This is a genomic window from Cellulosimicrobium sp. BMG9.22, from assembly GCF_059159975.1.
This window is the reverse complement of record NZ_JBZGBY010000027.1, coordinates 1-20,010: the sequence shown is the minus strand read 5'-3', so window position 1 is coordinate 20,010 and position 20,010 is coordinate 1. Positions and strand designations below refer to the sequence as shown.

The window sequence follows — 20,010 nt, the reverse complement described above, 5'->3', positions numbered from 1 at the left end:
GTTCGCCGCTATGGTGATCCGGTCCGACAACAACTCCAACGATGGAGAGCTACAACATGAACGCACGAGCAACGAAGAAGCTCGTCGCCGGGGGTGCCCTCGGTGCGATGCTCATCGGTACGGTCGCCATGGCGTCCGGCGCACTCGCGGCGCCCGGCGACCAGGAAGGCGTCGACGTCTCGGTCGAGATCGAGGGCGACGTGGAGCCGGGCAACCTCGCCTTCAGCGTGGCCGCCGACTCGACGACGCTGGCCGAGGCGACCTCGACGGTCGAAGGGACCCGCGAGTTCACGGGCACCCTGCCCACCGTCACGGTGACCGACACCCGCATGGCAGAGGAGATCCCTGAGGGCGCTGCCTGGGCCGTCCTCGGCCAGGCCGACCCCTTCGTCGGCACCGAGGGCCAGCCGAACATCGGCGCCGAGAACCTCGGCTGGACGCCCATGCTGGAGGACGGCGGTGAGACCGGCCTGGTCGAGGCCGGCCAGGAGGTCGACCCGGCGCTCGAGGGTGACGCCGACGAGTCCGACAACGTGGGGCTCGAGAACCAGGAGCTCCTGGTCTCGACCTGGGACTCCGCCGAGGTCAACCCCGAGGGCTCGTGGAGCGTGAACGCGGGCCTCACGCTGCGCACCGCCGAGGACGTCGCGGCCGGCTCGTACTCCTCGACGATCACGCTGACCCTTTCCGAGGGCTGACGTCGACGCTGACTGACCCGTCGCGCGACCGGTCGCTGACCGGTCACGCACCGACCGACGGCGGGCCGGGTGATCTTGGAGGCGCAGAGCCTCTCCGGATCACCCGGCCCGCCGTTCGTCGCAGCAACGCACCGAGAGAGTCCTGACCCCTGTGAATTCCACATCGCTGAGCCGTCCCGGGCATCGCGCCCTGGTGACGCTCGCCGCACTGACCATCGCCCTGCTCCCCCTCGCCACGACCAGCGCGCCCTCTGCCACCGCGAGCGCCGGGTCGCACGCGAGCCGCCCCGGGGCCGTCTTTTCTGCCGCTCCCGAGGACGTCATCACGTGGAGCGTGGCGCCGGCCGACGAGAACGGTCCCGACGGGCGCCGCGCGGTCGAGCTCGAGCTCGACCCGGGCGAGTCCGTCGACGACTACTTCGCGGTCACCAACTTTGGCGACGTGCCCGCGACGTTCACGCTGACCGCCGCTGACGGGTACCGCACGGCGAACGGCCGGTTCAACATGCTCCTCGCAGACCAGGAGTCCGTGGACGCGGGCACGTGGATCGAGATGGAGGACTCCGTCGAGGTCGGTCCGGGTGCGACCGTCGTCGTGCCGTACACGCTGACCGTCCCGGAGAACGCCACCCCGGGGGACCACTCCGCGGGCATCGCTGCGTCGCTCACGAGCACCGGCGCCGCCGAGAACGGCACGAGCCTGGGTTTGACGAGCCGCGTCGTGGTCCGCGTCAGCACGCGCGTCACGGGCGAGCTCGAGCCCGTCCTCTCCGTCGACGGCGTCAAGGCGTCGTACGCGCCGTCGTGGAACCCGTTCGCTGCGGGCGACCTGAGCGTGTCGTACGACGTCGCGAACGACGGCAACGTGCGCCTCGGTGCCGAGGGTGACGTGTCGACGTCGGCGCTCTTCGGTCTCGCGACCGCGGACCGTGCGGCCGAGCCGCTCACCGAGGTGCTGCCCGGCGGGTCGTTGCGCAGCACGGTCGCGTTCGACGACGTCTGGCCCCTCGGCCCGGTGACGACCACGATCACCGTGACCCCGACGGCCGTCGCGGACGACGAGATCGACGCTCCGCTCGAGCCGGTGACCGTCACCGTGACCACGTGGGCGGTCCCGTGGCCGCAGCTCCTGCTGATCGCGATCGTCCTCGTCCTGGTCCTCGGCGTCCGCGACGACCGTCGTCGCCGGCGCAAGCGCCTCGAGGCGATGCTCGCGAAGGCGCGCGACGAGGGCCGCCAGCAGGCGAGCACCCCGGGCGCCGACGCGGCGCCGTCGAGCACCACGTCGGGCACCGCTCCGACGACCGCGTCGAGCCCCCCGAAGGGCGACCCGGCCGGCTGACGTGCGCGTGCGCCGTCGGGCCCGGGGTCGACCCGGCCCGACGGCGCCCACCGTGCGGGAGGTCGCGTAACCTTGAACCTCGTGGCCACCATCGACTTTCCCGCCGAGATCAAGGCGCTGCGCAGCACGCTCGAGTCCATCGAGAGCGTGAGCGACCCGGAGGTCCTGCGCGCGAAGATCGCCGACCTGTCCGAGAAGGCGTCGGTCCCCGACCTGTGGGACGACCCGGACGCGGCGCAGAAGGTGACGTCCGCGCTGTCGGCGGCGCAGTCGGAGCTGGACCGGGTGAAGAAGCTCGGTCAACGCATCGACGACGTCGAGACGCTGGTCGAGATGGGCCAGGAGATGGGTGACGACCCCGACCTCGCGGCCGCGCTCGACGAGGCCGAGCACGAGATCGCCGCGATCCGCAAGGACCTCGACCTGCTCGAGATCCGTACGCTGCTGGCCGGCGAGTACGACGCGCGCGAGGCCGTCGTGACGATCCGCTCCGGCGCCGGGGGCGTGGACGCGGCGGACTTCGCCGAGATGCTGCTGCGCATGTACCTGCGCTGGGCCGAGCGCCACAACTACCCGACGACCGTGCTCGACACCTCCTACGCGGAGGAGGCGGGGCTGAAGTCCGCGACGTTCGAGGTCAAGGCGCCGTACGCGTTCGGGCACCTGTCCGTCGAGGCGGGCACGCACCGCCTCGTGCGCATCTCCCCGTTCGACAACCAGGGCCGCCGCCAGACGTCGTTCGCCGCCGTCGAGGTGATCCCGCTCATCGAGCAGACCGACTCGATCGAGATCCCGGAGTCGGAGATCAAGGTCGACGTGTTCCGCTCGTCGGGCCCGGGCGGGCAGTCCGTCAACACGACGGACTCTGCGGTGCGCATGACCCACATCCCGACCGGCATCGTCGTGTCGATGCAGAACGAGAAGTCGCAGATCCAGAACCGTGCGGCCGCGCTGCGCGTCCTCCAGTCCCGCCTGCTGCTCGTGCGCCAGGAGGAGGAGAGCGCGAAGAAGAAGGAGCTCGCGGGCGACATCAAGGCGAGCTGGGGCGACCAGATGCGCTCGTACGTGCTGCAGCCGTACCAGATGGTCAAGGACCTGCGCACCGAGCACGAGGTCGGCAACCCGTCCGCGGTGTTCGACGGCGACATCGACGACTTCATCGAGGCGGGCGTCCGCTGGCGTCGCGGGCTGCAGCTCGCCGACTGACGCGCGGACCTTTGTGCCCCGCGCCGGGGTACGTCCCTGCGCGTGGGGCGCGCGCGTAGGCGCGGCAGCGCCGCGCGTAGGCGCGGCACCCGGCGCGGGGGCGGGTGACCCGGGCAACGGATCCGAGTGCCCGACGGCGGCGTGTCAGCCAGCCGCTGCCGGATCCACGTGCCTACCCTCGGGATCGTGCGACGAACCTCGTTCGTCCACGGATCGGTCCCCGACCCGAGGAACGTACCGCTGTGATCCGCTTCGAGAACGTCACCAAGGTCTACGCGCGCGGCGCCAGGCCGGCCGTCGACGACGTGTCGCTGGAGGTCCGGCGCGGCGAGTTCGTCTTCCTCGTCGGGGCCTCCGGCTCCGGCAAGTCGACGTGCCTGCACCTCGTCCTGCGCGAGGAGCGCCCGACCAAGGGCAAGGTCTTCGTCGCGGGACGTGACCTCGGGTCGCTGTCGAGCTGGAACGTGCCGAAGCTGCGCCGCCAGATCGGCGTGGTGTTCCAGGACTTCCGCCTCCTGCCCAACAAGACGGTGTTCGAGAACGTCGCGTTCGCGCTCCAGGTGATCGGCAAGCCGCGGCACACGATCGCGATCACGGTCCCGGAGACGCTCGAGATGGTCGGCCTCGCGGGCAAGGAGAAGCGCCGGCCCCACGAGCTCTCGGGGGGTGAGCAGCAGCGCGTGGCGATCGCGCGCGCCATGGTCAACCGCCCGCCGATCCTGCTCGCCGACGAGCCGACCGGGAACCTCGACCCGACGACGTCCTTGGGGATCATGCGCCTGCTCGACCGCATCAACCGGACGGGCACGACCGTCGTCATGGCGACGCACGACGAGGAGATCGTCAACCAGATGCGCAAGCGCGTGCTCGAGCTCGAGACCGGGACGCTCGTGCGCGACCAGGCGCACGGCGCCTACGGCGCGCGCGGACAGGTCATCCCCGACCCCGCGGGGTCGGCGCCCGTGTCGGTGCCGACCGCCGTCGTCCACCGGACCACCCCGCCACGCTCGGTCGCGCCGGGGCACGACGACGCCCCGCGCGCCGGCGACGTGCCCGTCCATCTCCCCGGCGAGCACGACGAGCCGGCCGAGCTCCCGGCGCGGCGCCCTGGGCGCCGGCACGCCGAGGCCTCGGCGGGGGAGTGATCGACGTGCGACTCCAGTTCATCCTCGCGGAGCTCGGGCAGGGCCTGCGCCGCAACGTGTCCATGACGGTGTCCGTCATCCTCGTGACGTTCGTGTCCCTGACGTTCGTCGGCGCGTCGATGCTCCTGCAGGCGCAGATCGACAAGCTCAAGGACGACTGGTACGACAAGGTCGAGGTCTCCGTCTTCCTCTGCCCGGTCGGATCGCCGTCGCCCACGTGCGCAGGCGGCGAGGCGAGCCCCGAGCAGATCGCGGCGCTCGAGGACGTCTTCGAGTCCGAGCTGGCCGACGAGATCCAGACGGTCTACTTCGAGTCCAAGGACGACGCGTTCGCGGCGTTCGCCGAGCGCTACCCCGACGGTTACCTTGGCACGCAGCTCACGGTCGACGACATGCAGGCGTCGTTCCGCCTGAAGCTCACCAACCCGGAGAACTACGAGGTCGTCAACGACGTCGTGACGGGACGCGCGGGCGTCGAGGTGGTCGAGGACCAGCGCCGCATCTTCGACTCGCTGTTCCTCGCGCTCAACCGGGCCTCGCTGCTCGCCGCCGGGCTCGCCGCCGTCATGCTGCTCGCCGCCGTCCTGCTCATCACGACGACGATCCGCCTGTCCGCGCTCAGCCGACGGCGGGAGACCGGCATCATGCGGCTCGTCGGCGCGTCGAACCTGTTCATCCAGCTCCCGTTCCTGCTCGAGGGGGCGATCGCCGCCGTGCTCGGGGCGCTGCTCGCCGTGGGCGGGCTCTGGGTCGGGGTGAAGTACCTCGTCACGGACTGGCTCTCGCAGTCCGTGACGTGGGTGGCCTACGTCGACGAGGCGGACGTGCTGCGCATCGCGCCGGTCCTCGTCGGCATCGCGTTCCTGCTGGCGGCCGTCTCCTCGGTCGTCACGCTCAACCGCCACACGAGGGTGTGACATGACGTCGAAGCTCCGCCGCCACCTGGCCGCCGTGGTCGCCACGTCCCTGCTCGTCGTCGGGTGCGTCGCCTCGGCATCCGCCGACGACATCGACGACCGCCGTGCCGCCGCCGAGCGCCGCCAGTCCGAGATCCTCGGCAGCCGCGAGACGCTGCAGTCCGAGCTCGAGGACACCGACGCCGAGCTCGCGCAGGCGGTCCTCGACCTGCAGGAGATCGAGGCCAGGCTGCCCGTCGCGCAGGCCGAGCTGGAGGCCGCCGAGGCGGAGGTCGAGCGCACGCAGCGCGAGGCAGAGCTCCTCGCCCAGAGGCTCGAGGCCGCGCTGGGGCAGGAGGCGGCGATCAGCACGGAGATCCAGCAGGGCGCGACGGAGGTCGCGGACGCGAAGTCCAGCATCGCGGAGATGGCCCGTCAGGCGTACCGCGGGCAGGGCGACGTCTCGAGCCTGGGGATCGTCACGGGTGCGCAGAGCACGGAGGAGTTCATCGAGGAGTTCGCGGTCTCGTCGACGGCGGCCCGCAGCCAGTCCCGGTCGCTCGAGGACCTGCTGGAGGCGGAGTCCGTCGCGCGCAACCGCGAGGCACGGCTCCAGGCGGTGCGCGAGACCGTCGCGGACCTCAAGAAGCAGGCCGACGAGAACGTCGTCGCCGCAGAGGCCGCGCGCAAGGCGGCCGCTGACCGCAAGGCCGAGGTCGAGAACCTCATCGTCGAGCAGCAGGCGAAGAAGGCGACGATCGAGGAGCGCAAGGCCGCGGCACAGGCCCAGATAGACCAGAACGCCGCAGACCAGGCGGCGCTCGAGGCGGAGCTCAAGACGATCATCGCGGAGCAGGCCGAACGCGACCGCAAGGCGGCCGAGGAGGCCGAGCGCCAGCGCCAGGCGCGAGCCGCCCAGCAGCAGCAACAACAGCAGCAAGGCGGAGGCGGTGGGGGAGGGGGCGGCGCAGCACCGGCGCCGGCGCCGGCACCACCGCCGCCGTCGAGCGGGACGACCCTCGCGTACCCGACCGCGGTCCCGCACGTGACGTCCAGCTACGGCATGCGGTTGCACCCCGTGCTCGGGATCTGGCGCCTGCACGCCGGCACCGACTTCCGGGCCTACTGCGGCACGCCGATCATGGCGTCCGCTTCGGGGACGGTCGTCCACGCGCAGCGCCGCGGCGGGTTCGGCAACCAGGTCCTCGTCAACCACGGCATCGTGGGTGGTGAGAGCCTCATGACGAGCTACAACCACCTGACGAGCTTCGCCGTCTCGTCCGGGCAGTGGGTCGACAAGGGGAGCGTCGTCGGCTACTCCGGGAACACCGGGCTCTCCGGTGCGTGCCACCTCCACTTCGAGGTGTACGTCAACGGCGGCACGGTCAACCCCATGTCGCGCCTGTAGCGAACGCGGCCGCGACCTGCAGGATAATCGGTACCGAGCGTCGTCGGGCACCCGTACGCTGGACCGCCAGGCACGAGCACGGACCGAAGGACGGTAGGACACACCGATGGCGAAGGACGCAGGCCGCAAGGTCGTCGCCAGCAACCGCAAGGCACGCCACGACTACGTCATCGAGGACGTGTACGAGGCGGGGATCGTGCTGTCCGGGACCGAGGTCAAGGCGCTGCGCATGGGGCGCGCATCGCTCGTCGACGGGTACGTCGCCGTCGACCGCGGCGAGGCCTGGCTCGAGAACGTGCACATCCCCGAGTACACCGAGGGGACGTGGAACAACCACGCGCCCCGACGCAAGCGCAAGCTGCTCCTGCACAAGGAGGAGATCCTGCGGCTCGAGGCGAAGGTCCGCGAGAAGGGGCACACGATCGTGCCGCTGTCGCTCTACTTCCTCGACGGGCGGGCCAAGGTCGAGCTCGCGCTCGCGCGCGGCAAGAAGGAGTACGACAAGCGCCAGGCGCTGCGCGAGAAGCAGGACAACCGCGAGGCCCAGCGGGCGATTCGCCAGCGCGAGCTGCGCTGACCCGGCTCGCTCCGAGCGGCGCGCCGCGGGCTGGTGGGAGGGCCGCGGTGGACGTACGGTCGACGACGAGGCCGCGCGGCGCGCGGTCGTCCCCGCCGGTCGATCTGGAGGTCCCATGGTCAAGCTCCGCCAGTACATCCCGCGTGTCGCCGCAGGCGCCTACATCCTCAACTCCGGCCTGAACAAGCGCGGTGCCGACGAGCAGACGGCGCAGGGCATCCACGGCATGGCGACCGGGACGTACCCGTTCCTCGAAGAGGTCGACGCGCAGCAGTTCACCAAGGCGCTCTCGACGGCCGAGATCGCCCTCGGGTCGGCGCTGCTGCTGCCGTTCGTGCCGACCGGGCTGGTCGCGCTCGGGCTCGGAGCGTTCTCGGCAGGGCTCGTCGGCATGTACCTGAAGACGCCGGGGATGACGCAGGAGGACGGCGTGCGCCCGACGGAGCAGGGCACCGGACTGGCGAAGGACGTGTTCCTGCTGGGGATCGCGGGCGGGCTGCTCGCCGACTCCCTGAGCCGCAAGGCGTAGCGACCGGAAATAACGGTGCGGCCCGCGCCGTTGATCACGTAGTCTGGACCTGCTGCACACGCCGCACGGGCCGTCCCGAGAGGGAGGCACCGACGTCACGGTCCCGGAGCTCCTTGCGAGCACCGGCGGCTGGTGCAGTGGTTGACAACTCCACAGGGGGTGATCGGTTTCGACGGTGGTCGTGCTTCGAGGAGAAGCGGGCCGAGGATGCAGGCTTATCTCGTAAACGATGTCTGCAAAACACAGGTGCCGATAACAAGCGCACCGACTTCGCCCTCGCCGCCTGAGCGAGCTCGAAGTCCGTCAGCCCGAGCTAGCTCTCGACTCGGATCCTGGCGTCATCTAGAGAGCCACTGCTCGTAGTCCTCGTCACCGGGACTACGGGGACTTTTAGGTGACTGAGCCCGTCCGCATCTTGTCTGCGTGAGTGCGGGGGCCGAGAAAAACGACAGCAGACTGCGCCCGGAGAAGTCCTCGATCGGCGTCACCGGACCGGGGTTCGATTCCCCGCACCTCCACCCCTGCGGCCACGGCCCGCACCCCACCGGGTGCGGGCCGTCGTCGTGCCCGGTGCACGGCGAGCTCACCAGCCGTGGATCGACCACACGGTGTCAGCGTCGGCGCCGTCGAGCCACTCGACGGTGAGCGCGACGCCGTGCACGACGACGGAGGTCGGCCCGTCGTCGAGGTCGAGGACGGGTGCGCCGGCGTCGTCGCTGTACACGTCGTCGACGGGAAGCGTGCCGGGGACGTCCGCGTCGAGGTGCATGCGCCACTGCACGCGGGGCTCGGGGTTCACGTGCGCGGGGAACGACTGCGGACCCACGGTGTCCCAGTGCGTGCACACGCGTGTGACCAGGTGCCCGACCTGTCGCGCCGTGCCGTCGTCGACGCCGTGCCAGAGCCGGGCGACCCTCTCGGCCGTTCCTCGGCGTGGCGGGCCGGTCGTGTCACTCACGCGCGGCCCCGACGAGCGGCTCGCTGGCCCCGGGTGAGCCGTCCGGCGTGTCGTCCGGCCCGGGTGCCCCGCCCGCTGAGGGCGACGCACCGCCGTCGGCCCGCCGCCGCGCGCGACGCAGCGCCCACCGGACGACGAGCGCCACGACACCCGCGACGACGAGCCAGGGCAGGAGCGCACCGAGGACGACCACGAGGCCGTTGAGCGTCGTCAGCAGAGCGTTCCAGCCGTTCTGCAGCCCGCCGAGGAACCCGCCGGGCGCGAGCCGCTCGACCGGCGCGACCTGGACGATGGAGAGGTGCAGGGTCGACATCGAGACCTGGTCGGTGAGCGCCGCGCGCTGCGACTGCAGCGACTCGAGCTCGGCCTGGCGGGTCGTGAGCTCCTGCTCCGCCGCGAGGAGGTCCTCGGTCGTCGCGGCCGAACCCATGAGGGCCTGCAGGCGGTCGACCGACGTCGAGAGCGCCTCGACGCGGGCATCGAGGTCGCGGGCCGTCCCGGTGACGTCGACCGCCTCGATCGACAGGTCGCGCACCTCGCCGACCTGGTCGAGCGCGTCGATCGTCGCGGTCGTCTGCGCGGCGGGCACGCGGATCGTCAGCTCGGCGCTGGGACGCACGTCGCCGTCCGCCTCGGTCTGGCGGCGGGTCTCGACACGACCTCCCGCGCTCTCCGCGAGGCCGACGACCTCGTCGGCCGCAGCGGTGGGGTCGTCGGCGACGACCGTCGCCGACCCTGTCGTGACGATCTCGCGGTCCGCCTCCGCGGGGGCGCTCGGGTCGCCGGCCGCGACCCCGGTCGAGCCCTCCTCGAGCGCCGCGTCGGCCTCCCCGGCGAACGCCTCCGAGCGTGCGCCGCCGTCGTCGACCGACGACGCCGCGTCCCCGGCCCCACCGGAGCAGCCCGCCAGGAGCGCCCCTCCGAGCAGGAGCGTCGCGACGAGAGCGAGGGGTCGTCGAGTGGTCCGCATGGTGCGAGCGTAGGGGGCCAAGCGTGCGAACCGGACAGCCGCTGCGACATCGTGACCGTCTTGTGAACTGGCCGTGATCCGACCGCAGCATCCACGGCAGGATGAGCGTGTGCTCGTGTGCTGCGGTCTCGTCACGCTCGACGTCGTCCAGGTCGTCGACCGGCTCCCCGGTCCCGACGAGAAGGTCGTCGCCCGATCCCTCGCCGCGACGTTCGGCGGCCCGGCCGCCAACGCCGCGGCGACTGCGGTCGCCCTGGGCGTGCCGACGCGGCTCGTCACGGCGGTGGGCACCGGTCCGCTCGCCGCGGTGGTCCGCGCGGAGGTCGCGGCGTCCGGGGTCGAGCTGGTCGACGCCGCGGCGGACGACGGCGGGCAGCCCGCCGTCTCGACGGTCCTCGTCACGCACGGCACCGGGGAGCGCGCGGTCGTGAGCACGAACGCCGCAGGGCGTGCCGGCGTCGCGGCGCGCGGCGACGTCGACCTCCTCCTCGGTGACGTCGGTCCCGGCGACGTCCTGCTGCTGGACGGGCACCTGCCCGCGCTCGCCCTCGCGACGGCGCGGCGGGCGCGCGAGCGCGGGTGCGCCGTCGTGCTCGACGGCGGCTCGTGGAAGCCCGACGCCCCCCAGATGCTCGGGCTGTGCGACGCGGTCGTGGTCTCCGCCGCCTTCCGTCCGCCCGGTGTCGCCGTGGAGTACGTGCTCGACGACGTCGCGGCGCGCGGTCCGAGGTTCGTCGCCCGGACGAGGGGCCCGGAGCCAGTCGAGGTACTCGAGGCCGGGGAGCGGTCGTGCGTCGTCGTGCCCCGGCCGGCGCGCGTCGTCGACACGCTGGGGGCAGGTGACGTCGTCCACGGGGCGTTCGCCGCGGCAGCGGCGAACGGAGCCACGTGGCGGGACGCGCTCGAGCAGGGGGTCGCGGTGGCCGCGCGCTCGGTCGAGCACCCGGGTGCGCGAGGCTGGATCGCCACGCTCGCCTGATCGGCTACATTTCGGTCACGAAGCCCGGCGGAAGTTGACACCTACTTAGTAAAGGCAGTCTACTAACAAACATGACAACGGCAGTCACCGGGACCGGCGCACCGAGGAGGCGACTGAGCACAGGGCTCAGGCCGACCTCGAAGGTGCTGCCCGAGCACGCTCGGGCGCACAACCGCTCCCTCGTGCTGCAGCACCTCTTCCACGAGGGGCCGACGTCGCGCGCCGACCTGGCCCGCGCCACGTCGCTCACCCGCGTGACGATCTCCGACCTCGTCTCGGTGCTCCTCGCCGAGGGCCTCGTCGAGGAGCTCGGCGTGCGTCCCGGCCAGCGCGTGGGCAAGCCGGCGATCCTCGTCGGGATGCGGACCAGCGCCTACCAGATCGTCTCGGTCGACCTCACGGACGACGGGGTGCTGCGCGGCGCCGTCCTCACGCTCACCGGCGACTTCGTCGTGCGACAGAGCCTCGCGGTCGACGGCCGCACGGGCACCGAGCTCGTCGACCTCCTCATGCGCTTCTGCCGCGGCCTGATCGCCTCCGCGACCCAGCCCGTCATCGGCGTCGGCATCGGGTCACCCGGCGTCGTCGATGCCGAGGGTCGCGTCATCGAGGCACCGAACCGGCGCTGGTACGACGTGCCGCTCGCCGCGCAGCTCACCGAGCGGCTGGGCCTGGCCGTGCACGTGGCCAACGACGCGAACATCGCGGCGCTCGGCGAGTTCACCTTCGGCGGAGCGGCGGGCGACGGCCTGCTCGTCCTCACCGTGGGCGAGGGTGTGGGCGCCGGCATCATGGTCGACGGCGGGCGCGTGCGCGGGCACGCCGACGCGGCCGGGGAGCTCGGCCACGTGACCGTCGTCGACGGCGGTGATCCGTGCGCCTGCGGGCGCCGCGGCTGCCTCGAGACCGTCCTGTCCGTGCCGGCGCTGCGCCGCGCGGTCGAGGGTCTCGACACCGAGGCTTCCGACGCCGTCCTGGCGTCGGTGGGCAGGACGCTGGGCATCGCCCTGGCCCCTGTCGTCAGCGCGCTCAACCTCGCGGAGGTGCTCGTCAGCGGTCCAGCGGACCTGCTCGACGGCGCTCTGCGCGAGGCGGCGTTCGAGACCATCCGTTCCCGCACCATGCCGGTCATCGGCAGCGGGCTCCAGGTGCGGATGGCCACGCTCGACGAAGACGTCGTCCTCGCAGGGGCCGCCGTCCTCGTCCTGTCCGGACAGCTGGGAGTCTCGTGAGCAGATCGCGCACCTGAACCCCCGCAGCCCGAACGGCGCCAGGACATCACGGGTCCTCGTGCCGGCACGACCCCGGGAATCCCAGAGAAGCTTCTCCCGGGCGGCAGCACAGAACGCACAACCCTCGCACGACCTGAGTTACGCAGGACTCCTGCAGGCGCACGCGGTGCGCAGCACCCTGCACGACCGCAGTTCGGCAGGAGTCCTGCACACCTCGGGTGGCGTCACAGACGCCGCCACACGGAATCACCGAGAGGAAGCACCCAGTGAAGAGGAACCGTCTCGTCGCCACGTCCGTGGCGTCGACCATCACCCTGGCGCTCGCGCTGACCGCGTGCGGCAGCGGCAGCGCCGGCAACGACGACCCCGACTCCGACGGCTCCGCGGAGGCCGCGGAGATCACCCTGTGGCTCGCCGGCCCCGACACGCCGGACGAGCTCCGCGAGTACCTCGTGGACACGTTCGAGTCGGAGAACCCGGGCTCGACCCTGACGATCGAGCAGAAGGAGTGGCCGGACCTCGTCCCGACCCTCACGACCGCTCTGCCTGACGCCGAGAACACACCCGACGTCGTCGAGATCGGCAACACGCAGTCCTCGACGTTCACGACGGTCGACGCGTTCCGCGACCTCACGCCGCTCTACGAGGAGCTCGGGGGCGACAAGCTCCTCCCGTCCTTCGTCGAGGCGGGCAAGGTCGGCGACCAGAACTTCGCGCTCCCGTACTACTACGGCTCGCGCTACATGTTCTTCCGCAAGGACATCTGGACGGCTGCCGGCCTCGAGGTCCCGCAGACGCTCTCCGAGTTCACCGAGTCGGCCAAGGCGCTGCGCACCGACACCCAGTCGGGCTTCGCGATGGGCGGCCAGGACTGGCGCAACGGCATCTCGTGGGTCTTCGCGAACGGCGGCGAGCTCGCCGTCGAGGAGGACGGCGAGTGGGTCTCCACGCTGAGCGACCCCAACACGATCGCGGGTCTCGAGCAGTGGCAGGAGATCTTCCAGGGCGCCTCCAACGTGCCGGCGACCGCGATGGACGTCGCGTACTGGGAGTTCCTCAACGACGGCGCCGACGGCGCCGCGCCCGAGGCGGCGACGATCATGGCTCCGGGCTGGGCCCGCTGGTCGATCGGTGAGCTCATGACCAACGAGGAGGGCGAAGAGGTCCGCGACGGCATGGTCGACGACACCAAGTACGACATCTTCCCGCTCCCGGGTGTCGACGGTGGCCTCGCCCCCGTCTTCGCCGGCGGCTCGAACATCGGCATCTCGGCGCAGTCGCAGCACCCGGAGCTCGCGGAGAACCTGCTCCGGATCATCTTCTCCGACACCTACCAGTCGATGCTCGGCGAGAAGGGTCTCGGCCCGGCGAACAGCGACTTCAACGACACCCTGGGTGACGACAAGTTCGCGACGACGATGATCGCCACGGCCGCCGACTCCAAGCTCACGCCGCCGGCGCCGGGCTGGGCCGCGGTCGAGGGCGCGCTCGTGTACGAGCAGCTCTTCCAGGCCATCGCCGAGGGTGGCGACGTCACCGCGCTCGCCGCGGAGTACGACGAGAAGATCACCCCGATGCTGAACAACGGCTGACGACACCCTCGTCGACCCGAGTCCGAGCGGCTCGCGCCCGGGCGGTCCTGACGGCACCTCGTCAGGACCGCCCCGGGCGGGACGCGCTCGGGAGGAGCCCTGAATGAACACCACCACCTCGCCGCCCGTCGCGGCGGCCGTACCCCCGGTCGTCGGCCCGCCGCCGGCCCCGCGGCGCCGCCGGCCCCGGTCCCGGGCGCCCTACGTCCTCCTCGTCCCGGCGGTCCTCGCGATCCTGCTCGGCATGGGCTACCCCGTCTACTGGCAGATCATCACCTCCCTGCAGGAGTTCGGTCTCGCGCAGCAGTTCGGCCAGCCGCCGGCCTTCGTCGGTCTCGACAACTACGCGCGGCTCTTCACCGACAGCGCGCTATGGGCCGTCGTGATCCGCTCCGTGATCTTCTGCCTCGTGAACGCCGGGCTCACCGTGGTCCTCGGCATCCTCTTCGCGCTCCTCATGAAGGCCGCGTCGAACGTCTCGCGCATCGTCCTGCAGGTGTCGATGCTGCTCGCCTGGGCCATGCCCATGGTCGCCGCCGTGACGGTCTTCAAGTGGCTCTTCGACTACCGCGTCGGCGTCGTGAACTGGCTGCTCGTGCAGGTCGGCCTGGACCAGTACCAGGGCTACGCCTGGCTCGCCCAGCCGCTCACCTTCTTCTTCGTCGCGACCCTCGTCATCGTGTGGATGTCGGTCCCGTTCGTCGCGCTGTCGGTCTACGCCGCCCTGACGCAGGTGTCGGACGAGGTCCTGGAGGCGGCGTCGCTCGACGGCGCCAACGCCTGGCGGACGTTCTGGAGCATCATCCTCCCGACGATCCGTCCGGTCCTCGCGATCGTCCTCCTGCTGCAGATCATCTGGGACCTGCGCGTCTTCGCGCAGATCCGGCTGCTGCAGGACGGCGGTGCCCCCGTCTCCGAGACGAACCTCCTCGGCAACTACATCTACGAGCTCGGGGTCGCCAAGAGCGACTTCGCCAGCGCTGCGGCCGTGTCGATCTTCGTGCTGCTCCTGACGATCGCGCTGAGCTGGCCCTATGTCCGCAGCCTGCTCAAGGAGGACGAGTCATGACCGCCGCAACCTCCACCCGTGGGCCCGTGCGCCACCGCCCCGGGACGGCGACCACCACGCCGCAGCCGGCCGCTCGTCGGCGCTTCCGTCCGGGCGTCGTCGGCGCGTCGGTCGGCGCGGTCGTCGTCGCGCTGGTGTGGATCTTCCCGGTCTACTGGATGGTCAACACGTCGCTGCTGCCGCGCACGCAGGTCCAGTCGCGCACCCCGACGTTCTTCAGCCTCGACGCGGGATTCTTCAACTTCGCGAGCGTCCTCGACGGCGACTCGTTCCTCAACGCCCTGCGCATGAGCGTCGTGGTCACGCTGGGCACCGTGGTGTTCGTGCTGATCTTCGCGTTCCTCGCCGCCCTGGCGATCAGCCGGTTCCGGTTCCGCGGCCGCAAGTCGTTCATCATCGCGATGCTGTTCATCCAGATGCTCCCCGCCGAGGGCCTGTTCATCGCCCAGTACCGGATGCTGTCGAGCGCAGACCTGCTCAACTCGGCGATCGGCGTGACCGTGCTCTACACCGCGGCCGTCATCCCGTTCACCGTCTGGATGCTGCGCGGGTTCGTCGCGGGCGTCCCGGCAGAGCTCGAGGAGGCCGGCATGGTCGACGGGCTGAGCCGGACCGGCGCGTTCATCCGCATCACGTTCCCGCTGCTGGCCCCCGGCCTCGTCGCCGCCGGCGTCTACGCGTTCCTCCAGGCGTGGAACGAGTTCACGATCGCGCTCGTCGCGCTGCCGTCGAACTCGGCGCAGACGCTCCCGCTGTGGCTGCGCGGGTTCCTCAACTCGAGCGTCAGCCAGGGCGTGAACTGGGGCGAGGTGATGGCGGCGTCGACCCTCATCGCGGTGCCGGTGATCATCTTCTTCCTGTTCGTCCAGGGTCGGATGACCGGTGGTCTCGTCTCGGGTGCGGTGAAGGGCTGACGTGAGCGACCTGAGCACGACCACCTCGCTCACCGGCGAGGCGGTCGCAGCCCCGGCCGGGCTACCCGGCCCCACGGCCCCCGCCCCCTCGACGGACGAGCCCGCCCCGGCCGGCCCCGGCTCAACGGTCGGCCTCGACATCGGCGGTACCAAGGTGCTCGCGACCCTCCTCGGGGCCGACGGCGTCGCGCGCGAGACCCTGCGCCTGCCGACGGTCCGTGGTCCCGAGGGCGTCGTGGCGAGCGCCGCGCGCGCGGTGCGCGAGGTCGCCCGGCGGGCGGGCGTCGACCTGGCGTCGCTCGACGGCGTCGGCGTGGGTGTCCCCGGGTTGGTGGACCCCGACGACGGTTCCGTGATGCATGCCGTGAACCTCGGTATCGAGGGCGGGCGGTTCCCGCTCGCCGAGGTGCTGTCCGGCGAGCTGGGCGGTGTGCGGGTGCGCGTCGACAACGACCTCAACGTCGCCGCCCTCGGTGCCTCGCACCTGCGGGGCGCCGACGGGGCGGATCTCGCGTTCCTCGCGCTCGGGACCGGCCTCGCGGCGGGGATCGTGCTCGGCGGAGAGCTGCGGCGCGGCGTGAGCGGCGCGGCGGGCGAGATCGGGCACATCCCCATCGACCCGCGCGGGCCGGAGTGCGCGTGCGGGCAGCGCGGCTGCGTCGAGGTGTACGCGTCGGGCTCCGCCCTCTCCGCTCGCTGGCCCTCGCGGCACGGTCGCCCTGCCCCCGCCGAGCTCTTCGAGGCGGCGGCGGTCGGCGACCCGGAGGCCGTGCAGATCAAGGCGGAGTTCGCGTCCGCCGTCGCGTCCGCCGTCCGCATCCTCGAGCTGACGGTCGACGTCCGGCACGTCGTCCTCGGCGGAGGGGTCTCCGCGCTGGGCGAGCCGCTGCTCGATGCCGTCCGCGCCGCGCTCGAGGCCCAGTCCCGGAACTCGCCCTTCCTGTCCTCGCTGCGTCTCGCGGACCGCGTCTCCCTCGCGCCCGCCGACGTTCCCGTCGCCGCCGTGGGCGCTGCCCTCGTCGGCCGTCGAAAGGTGTCCTGATGGAGGTCGTGATCGCTCCGGCGGAGCGGTTGGCGGTGCTGGCTGCCGACGCGGTCGAGACGCTGGTGCGCTCGCGTCCGGAGTCGGTGCTGGGGTTGGCGACGGGGTCGTCGCCGTTGCGGGTGTACGACGAGCTCGCGCGACGGCACGCGGAGGAGGGGTTGTCGTTCGCGCGGGTGCGGGCGTTCATGCTGGACGAGTACGTGGGTCTTCCGGTGGATCATCCGGAGCGGTACCGGAACGTGATCGAGACGGAGATCGCGTCGCGGGTGGACTTCGCGCCGGGTGCGGTGCAGGGCCCGGACGGGAACGCGGAGGACCTGGTGGCGGCGTGCTCGGCGTACGAGGACGCAATCGCGGGTGCCGGTGGGGTGGACCTGCAGATCCTGGGGATCGGCACGGACGGGCACATCGCGTTCAACGAGCCCGGGTCTTCCCTGGCGTCGCGGACGCGGATCAAGACGCTGACGGCGCAGACGCGCGAGGACAACGCGCGGTTCTTCGACGACGACGTGGAGCGGGTGCCGCGGCACTGCCTGACGCAGGGGTTGGCGACGATCATGTCGGCGCGGCACCTGGTGCTGCTCGCGACCGGGAAGGGCAAGGCGGAGGCGGTGCACCAGCTCGTGGAGGGCCCGATCAGCGCGTTGTGGCCCGCGACGATCATGCAGATGCACCCGCACGCGACCGTGCTCGTCGACGACGCCGCGGCGTCGCGCCTGCAGCTGGGCGACTACTACCGCCAGACCTATGCCTCCAAGCCCGACTGGCAAGGCCTGTAACCGGCCTCTGGACCGGACCGGCCTCGTGCGCTGACCTCAGCTGCCCGCCGTCTCGCGAACCACGCCCCTGGGTCGCGCGACGGCGGGCCTTCGCGTCCCCGCCGCGGTCAGGTGGGCGGGTCGCCCCACCCGCGGGGGTCGACCCGGGGGGACCCGGTCCCGCTCCGGCTGTCAGCTGCGAGACGTAGACTTCCGACCATGACCGAACTCCACGCGCGCACGTCCCCCGACGGCCCCGAGGACCCGTTCCGCAACCCGTCGACCGAGCCGTCCACCGGCACGTCGACCGGGGTCCTCGAGCGCGAGGAGACGCGCGAGCAGACCGAGCCGGGCGACCACGAGCGCTTCGCGCACTACGTGCGCAAGGAGAAGATCATGCAGTCGGCGCTCTCCGGCAAGCCGGTGATCGCACTGTGCGGCAAGGTGTGGGTGCCGGGCCGCGACCCGAAGAAGTTCCCGGTCTGCCCGACGTGCAAGGAGATCTACGACGGTCTCCGAGACCCGCAGGACGGCGAGGGTGACTCCGGCAAGTGAACGCCGAGCACCACACGACGTCCACCGGCACCTCCGCCCACTCCTCCCCGACCCCGGCCTCCCGTAGCAGGCCCGGCGTTCCCGCGCCGCAGAGCCCTTCGTCAGCCGCGGCGTCCCATCTCTCGCCCGCCTTCCCGCGTCGCGCTCCCTGGGGCGCTGCCTCGAAGCTGCGAGCCTGGCAGGCCGATGCCCTCGAGCTGTACCGCGCACGGTCGCCGCGCGACTTCCTCGCGGTCGCCACCCCGGGCGCGGGCAAGACGACGTTCGCGCTGCGCGTCGCGACGGAGCTGCTCGAACAGGGGATCGTGCGCCGCGTGACGGTCGTCGCGCCGACCGAGCACCTCAAGCACCAGTGGGCCGACGCCGCGGCCCGCGTCGGCATCCGTATCGACCCGAACTTCCGCAACAGCCAGGGTCGGCACGGCGCCCACTACGACGGCGTCGCGCTGACCTACGCGCAGATCGCGGCCAAGCCCGCGCTGCACGCGGCGCGCACGACGGCCGACCGCACGCTCGTCATCCTCGACGAGGTGCACCACGGCGGCGACGCGCTCTCGTGGGGAGAAGCGGTCCGCGAGGCGTTCGAGGACGCCGAGCGTCGCCTCGCGCTGACGGGCACGCCGTTCCGGTCGGACACCGCCGCGATCCCGTTCGTCGGCTACGAGCGCGGTCCCGACGGCATCCGTCGATCGCGCGCCGACTACACGTACGGCTACGGCGACGCGCTGCGCGACCACGTCGTGCGCCCCGTGATCTTCCTGTCGTACTCGGGCAGCATGCGCTGGCGCACCAAGGCCGGCGACGAGGTGAGCGCGCGCCTGGGAGAGGCGCTGACGAAGGACATGACCGGTCAGGCCTGGCGCACCGCGCTCGACCCGAACGGCGAGTGGATCCCGTCCGTCCTCGCGGCGGCCGACAAGCGCCTCACGGAGGTGCGGCGCGCGATCCCCGACGCGGGCGGTCTCGTCATCGCGACCGACCAGACGGACGCGCGCGCCTACGCGGGGCACCTCGCGCGACTGACGGGAAAGTCACCGATCGTCGTGCTGTCGGACGACGACGGTGCGAGCAGCCGCATCGAGGAGTTCGCGGACGGCGACGCGCGCTGGATGGTCGCGGTCCGCATGGTGTCGGAGGGTGTCGACGTCCCGCGGCTCGCGGTCGGCGTCTACGCGACCTCGACGGCGACCCCGCTTTTCTTCGCGCAGGCCGTCGGACGGTTCGTCCGCGCGCGCCGGCGTGGCGAGACGGCGTCGGTCTTCCTGCCGAGCGTCCCGCACCTGCTCGAGCTCGCCAACGGCCTCGAGCTCGAGCGCGACCACGCGCTCGACCGCCCGCTCACCGCCGAGGAGCAGGGCGAGGGGTTCACCCCCGAGGACGCACTGCTGGCCGAGGCGAACCGCGAGGACAAGGCGTCGGGCGAGCTCGTCCAGGGCTCGTTCGAGGCGCTCGAGGCGCAGGCGTCGTTCGACCGCGTGCTGTTCGACGGCGGCGAGTTCGGGACGGGCGCAGACGTCGGGTCCGACGAGGAGCTCGACTTCCTCGGGCTCCCCGGCCTCCTCGACGCCGACCAGGTCACCACCCTCCTGCGCCAGCGTCAGGCGGACCAGCTCAGTGCGCGGACCAAGAACACGCAGTCCGCGGAGCGCGAGCGCTCCGAGCTGGAGCACCGGCGCGCGGCGGAGCTGCGGAAGGAGCTGCAGCAGCTCGTCTCGGCGTGGGCACGACGCAGCGGCCAGCCCCACGGCACCGTGCACAACGAGCTGCGCCGCCGCTGCGGTGGCCCCGAGGTCCCGCTGGCCACGGTCGAACAGCTCGACGCGCGCGTCGCACTCGTCCGCGGCTGGTTCGTCGGCAAGCGATAGCCGTCAGGGTCTGTTCGGGCCGTGGTCGGGTCCGCGCTCGGGGCGGCGTCGGTGCTCGGGCCGGTCGGAGCGGTCGTGGTCGGGTCCGCGTGCGGGGCGGCGTCGGTGCTCGGGCTGCCGCGCCGTCACCTTTCGCGTTCGGGCGTAGGTTCTCGAGCGCGGCTTGACGCCCTTCGCATCCGACGCCGCCCCACCCGCTCAGCCGTCCCGTCACCCCTGGCGGACGTCCGGGCTCCCGGGACCGCTGACGAAGAACCGTGGTCTGCCGAGGT

At 71.9% G+C, this 20,010-nt stretch carries 18 protein-coding genes, 1 other RNA gene and 1 pseudogene; 18 read left to right on the top strand and 2 right to left on the bottom strand.

Features of this window, described 5'->3' with window-relative positions; genetic code table 11:
• Positions 1–56: 56 nt before the first annotated feature.
• The 9 genes and pseudogenes from AC4H2H_RS15945 (at position 57) to ssrA (ending at position 8,322) form a co-directional block, all read left to right on the top strand.
• Complete coding sequence (locus AC4H2H_RS15945) at positions 57–698, top strand: hypothetical protein (RefSeq protein WP_494371800.1); 642 nt, start codon at positions 57–59, stop codon at positions 696–698.
• Positions 699–891: 193 nt separating this feature from the next.
• Positions 892–2,040, top strand: a complete 1,149-nt coding sequence (locus AC4H2H_RS15940) for a hypothetical protein (RefSeq protein WP_494371799.1) — start codon at positions 892–894, stop codon at positions 2,038–2,040.
• An 81-nt stretch (positions 2,041–2,121) separates the two neighbouring features.
• Positions 2,122–3,246 (top strand): peptide chain release factor 2, encoded by a 1,125-nt coding sequence (prfB, locus tag AC4H2H_RS15935; RefSeq protein WP_494371798.1) that lies wholly within the window; start codon positions 2,122–2,124, stop codon positions 3,244–3,246.
• Between the two features lie 242 nt (positions 3,247–3,488).
• Positions 3,489–4,169: pseudogene (gene ftsE / locus AC4H2H_RS15930) on the top strand (cell division ATP-binding protein FtsE); the annotation flags it as partial.
• Positions 4,170–4,396: 227 nt separating this feature from the next.
• The gene (gene ftsX, locus AC4H2H_RS15925; RefSeq protein WP_494371797.1) at positions 4,397–5,308 is read left to right on the top strand and encodes a permease-like cell division protein FtsX; all 912 of its coding nucleotides are present in this window, start codon (positions 4,397–4,399) and stop codon (positions 5,306–5,308) included.
• Position 5,309: 1 nt separating this feature from the next.
• On the top strand, positions 5,310–6,695 hold the full coding sequence (locus tag AC4H2H_RS15920) for a peptidoglycan DD-metalloendopeptidase family protein (RefSeq protein ID WP_494371796.1): 1,386 nt from the start codon (positions 5,310–5,312) through the stop codon (positions 6,693–6,695).
• A gap of 106 nt (positions 6,696–6,801) precedes the next feature.
• A complete protein-coding gene (gene smpB / locus AC4H2H_RS15915; RefSeq protein ID WP_494371795.1) occupies positions 6,802–7,272 on the top strand; it encodes an SsrA-binding protein SmpB in 471 nt (156 codons plus the stop codon).
• A gap of 115 nt (positions 7,273–7,387) precedes the next feature.
• On the top strand, positions 7,388–7,801 hold the full coding sequence (locus tag AC4H2H_RS15910) for a hypothetical protein (RefSeq protein ID WP_494371794.1): 414 nt from the start codon (positions 7,388–7,390) through the stop codon (positions 7,799–7,801).
• 155 nt (positions 7,802–7,956) lie between these two features.
• Positions 7,957–8,322: a transfer-messenger RNA gene (gene ssrA / locus AC4H2H_RS15905) on the top strand.
• 62 nt (positions 8,323–8,384) lie between these two features.
• Here the strand turns inward: ssrA and AC4H2H_RS15900 are convergent.
• Together AC4H2H_RS15900 and AC4H2H_RS15895 are read right to left on the bottom strand one after the other, a co-directional pair.
• A complete protein-coding gene (locus AC4H2H_RS15900; protein WP_494371793.1) occupies positions 8,385–8,759 on the bottom strand; it encodes a hypothetical protein in 375 nt (124 codons plus the stop codon).
• Positions 8,752–9,729, bottom strand: a complete 978-nt coding sequence (locus AC4H2H_RS15895) for a DUF4349 domain-containing protein (protein WP_494371792.1) — start codon at positions 9,727–9,729, stop codon at positions 8,752–8,754. Before AC4H2H_RS15895 ends, AC4H2H_RS15900 begins: the two co-directional genes overlap by 8 nt.
• 73 nt (positions 9,730–9,802) lie before the next feature.
• Here AC4H2H_RS15895 and AC4H2H_RS15890 point away from each other — a divergent pair, with 73 nt between their 5' ends.
• From AC4H2H_RS15890 to AC4H2H_RS15850, 9 genes are all read left to right on the top strand, one after another.
• Positions 9,803–10,708 (top strand): PfkB family carbohydrate kinase, encoded by a 906-nt coding sequence (locus AC4H2H_RS15890; protein WP_494371791.1) that lies wholly within the window; start codon positions 9,803–9,805, stop codon positions 10,706–10,708.
• A 71-nt stretch (positions 10,709–10,779) separates the two neighbouring features.
• Positions 10,780–11,940, top strand: coding sequence for an ROK family protein (locus tag AC4H2H_RS15885; protein WP_494371790.1), 1,161 nt, complete (start codon positions 10,780–10,782; stop codon positions 11,938–11,940).
• Positions 11,941–12,206: 266 nt separating this feature from the next.
• A complete protein-coding gene (locus AC4H2H_RS15880) occupies positions 12,207–13,532 on the top strand; it encodes an extracellular solute-binding protein (protein WP_494371789.1) in 1,326 nt (441 codons plus the stop codon).
• A 103-nt stretch (positions 13,533–13,635) separates the two neighbouring features.
• The gene (locus tag AC4H2H_RS15875) at positions 13,636–14,601 is read left to right on the top strand and encodes a carbohydrate ABC transporter permease (protein ID WP_494371788.1); all 966 of its coding nucleotides are present in this window, start codon (positions 13,636–13,638) and stop codon (positions 14,599–14,601) included.
• A complete protein-coding gene (locus AC4H2H_RS15870; RefSeq protein WP_494371787.1) occupies positions 14,598–15,515 on the top strand; it encodes a carbohydrate ABC transporter permease in 918 nt (305 codons plus the stop codon). Before AC4H2H_RS15875 ends, AC4H2H_RS15870 begins: the two co-directional genes overlap by 4 nt.
• 1 nt (position 15,516) lies before the next feature.
• Complete coding sequence (locus AC4H2H_RS15865; protein ID WP_494371786.1) at positions 15,517–16,557, top strand: ROK family protein; 1,041 nt, start codon at positions 15,517–15,519, stop codon at positions 16,555–16,557.
• Positions 16,557–17,339, top strand: a complete 783-nt coding sequence (gene nagB, locus AC4H2H_RS15860; protein WP_494371785.1) for a glucosamine-6-phosphate deaminase — start codon at positions 16,557–16,559, stop codon at positions 17,337–17,339. The genes AC4H2H_RS15865 and nagB overlap by 1 nt, the downstream gene beginning before the upstream one ends.
• A 198-nt stretch (positions 17,340–17,537) precedes the next feature.
• Entirely contained in the window at positions 17,538–17,873 is a 336-nt protein-coding gene (locus AC4H2H_RS15855) for a DUF3039 domain-containing protein (RefSeq protein ID WP_494371784.1), read from the top strand.
• Positions 17,870–19,738: a DEAD/DEAH box helicase gene (locus AC4H2H_RS15850; protein ID WP_494371783.1), complete on the top strand. Its 1,869-nt coding sequence runs from the start codon at positions 17,870–17,872 to the stop codon at positions 19,736–19,738. Before AC4H2H_RS15855 ends, AC4H2H_RS15850 begins: the two co-directional genes overlap by 4 nt.
• Positions 19,739–20,010 lie beyond the last annotated feature (272 nt).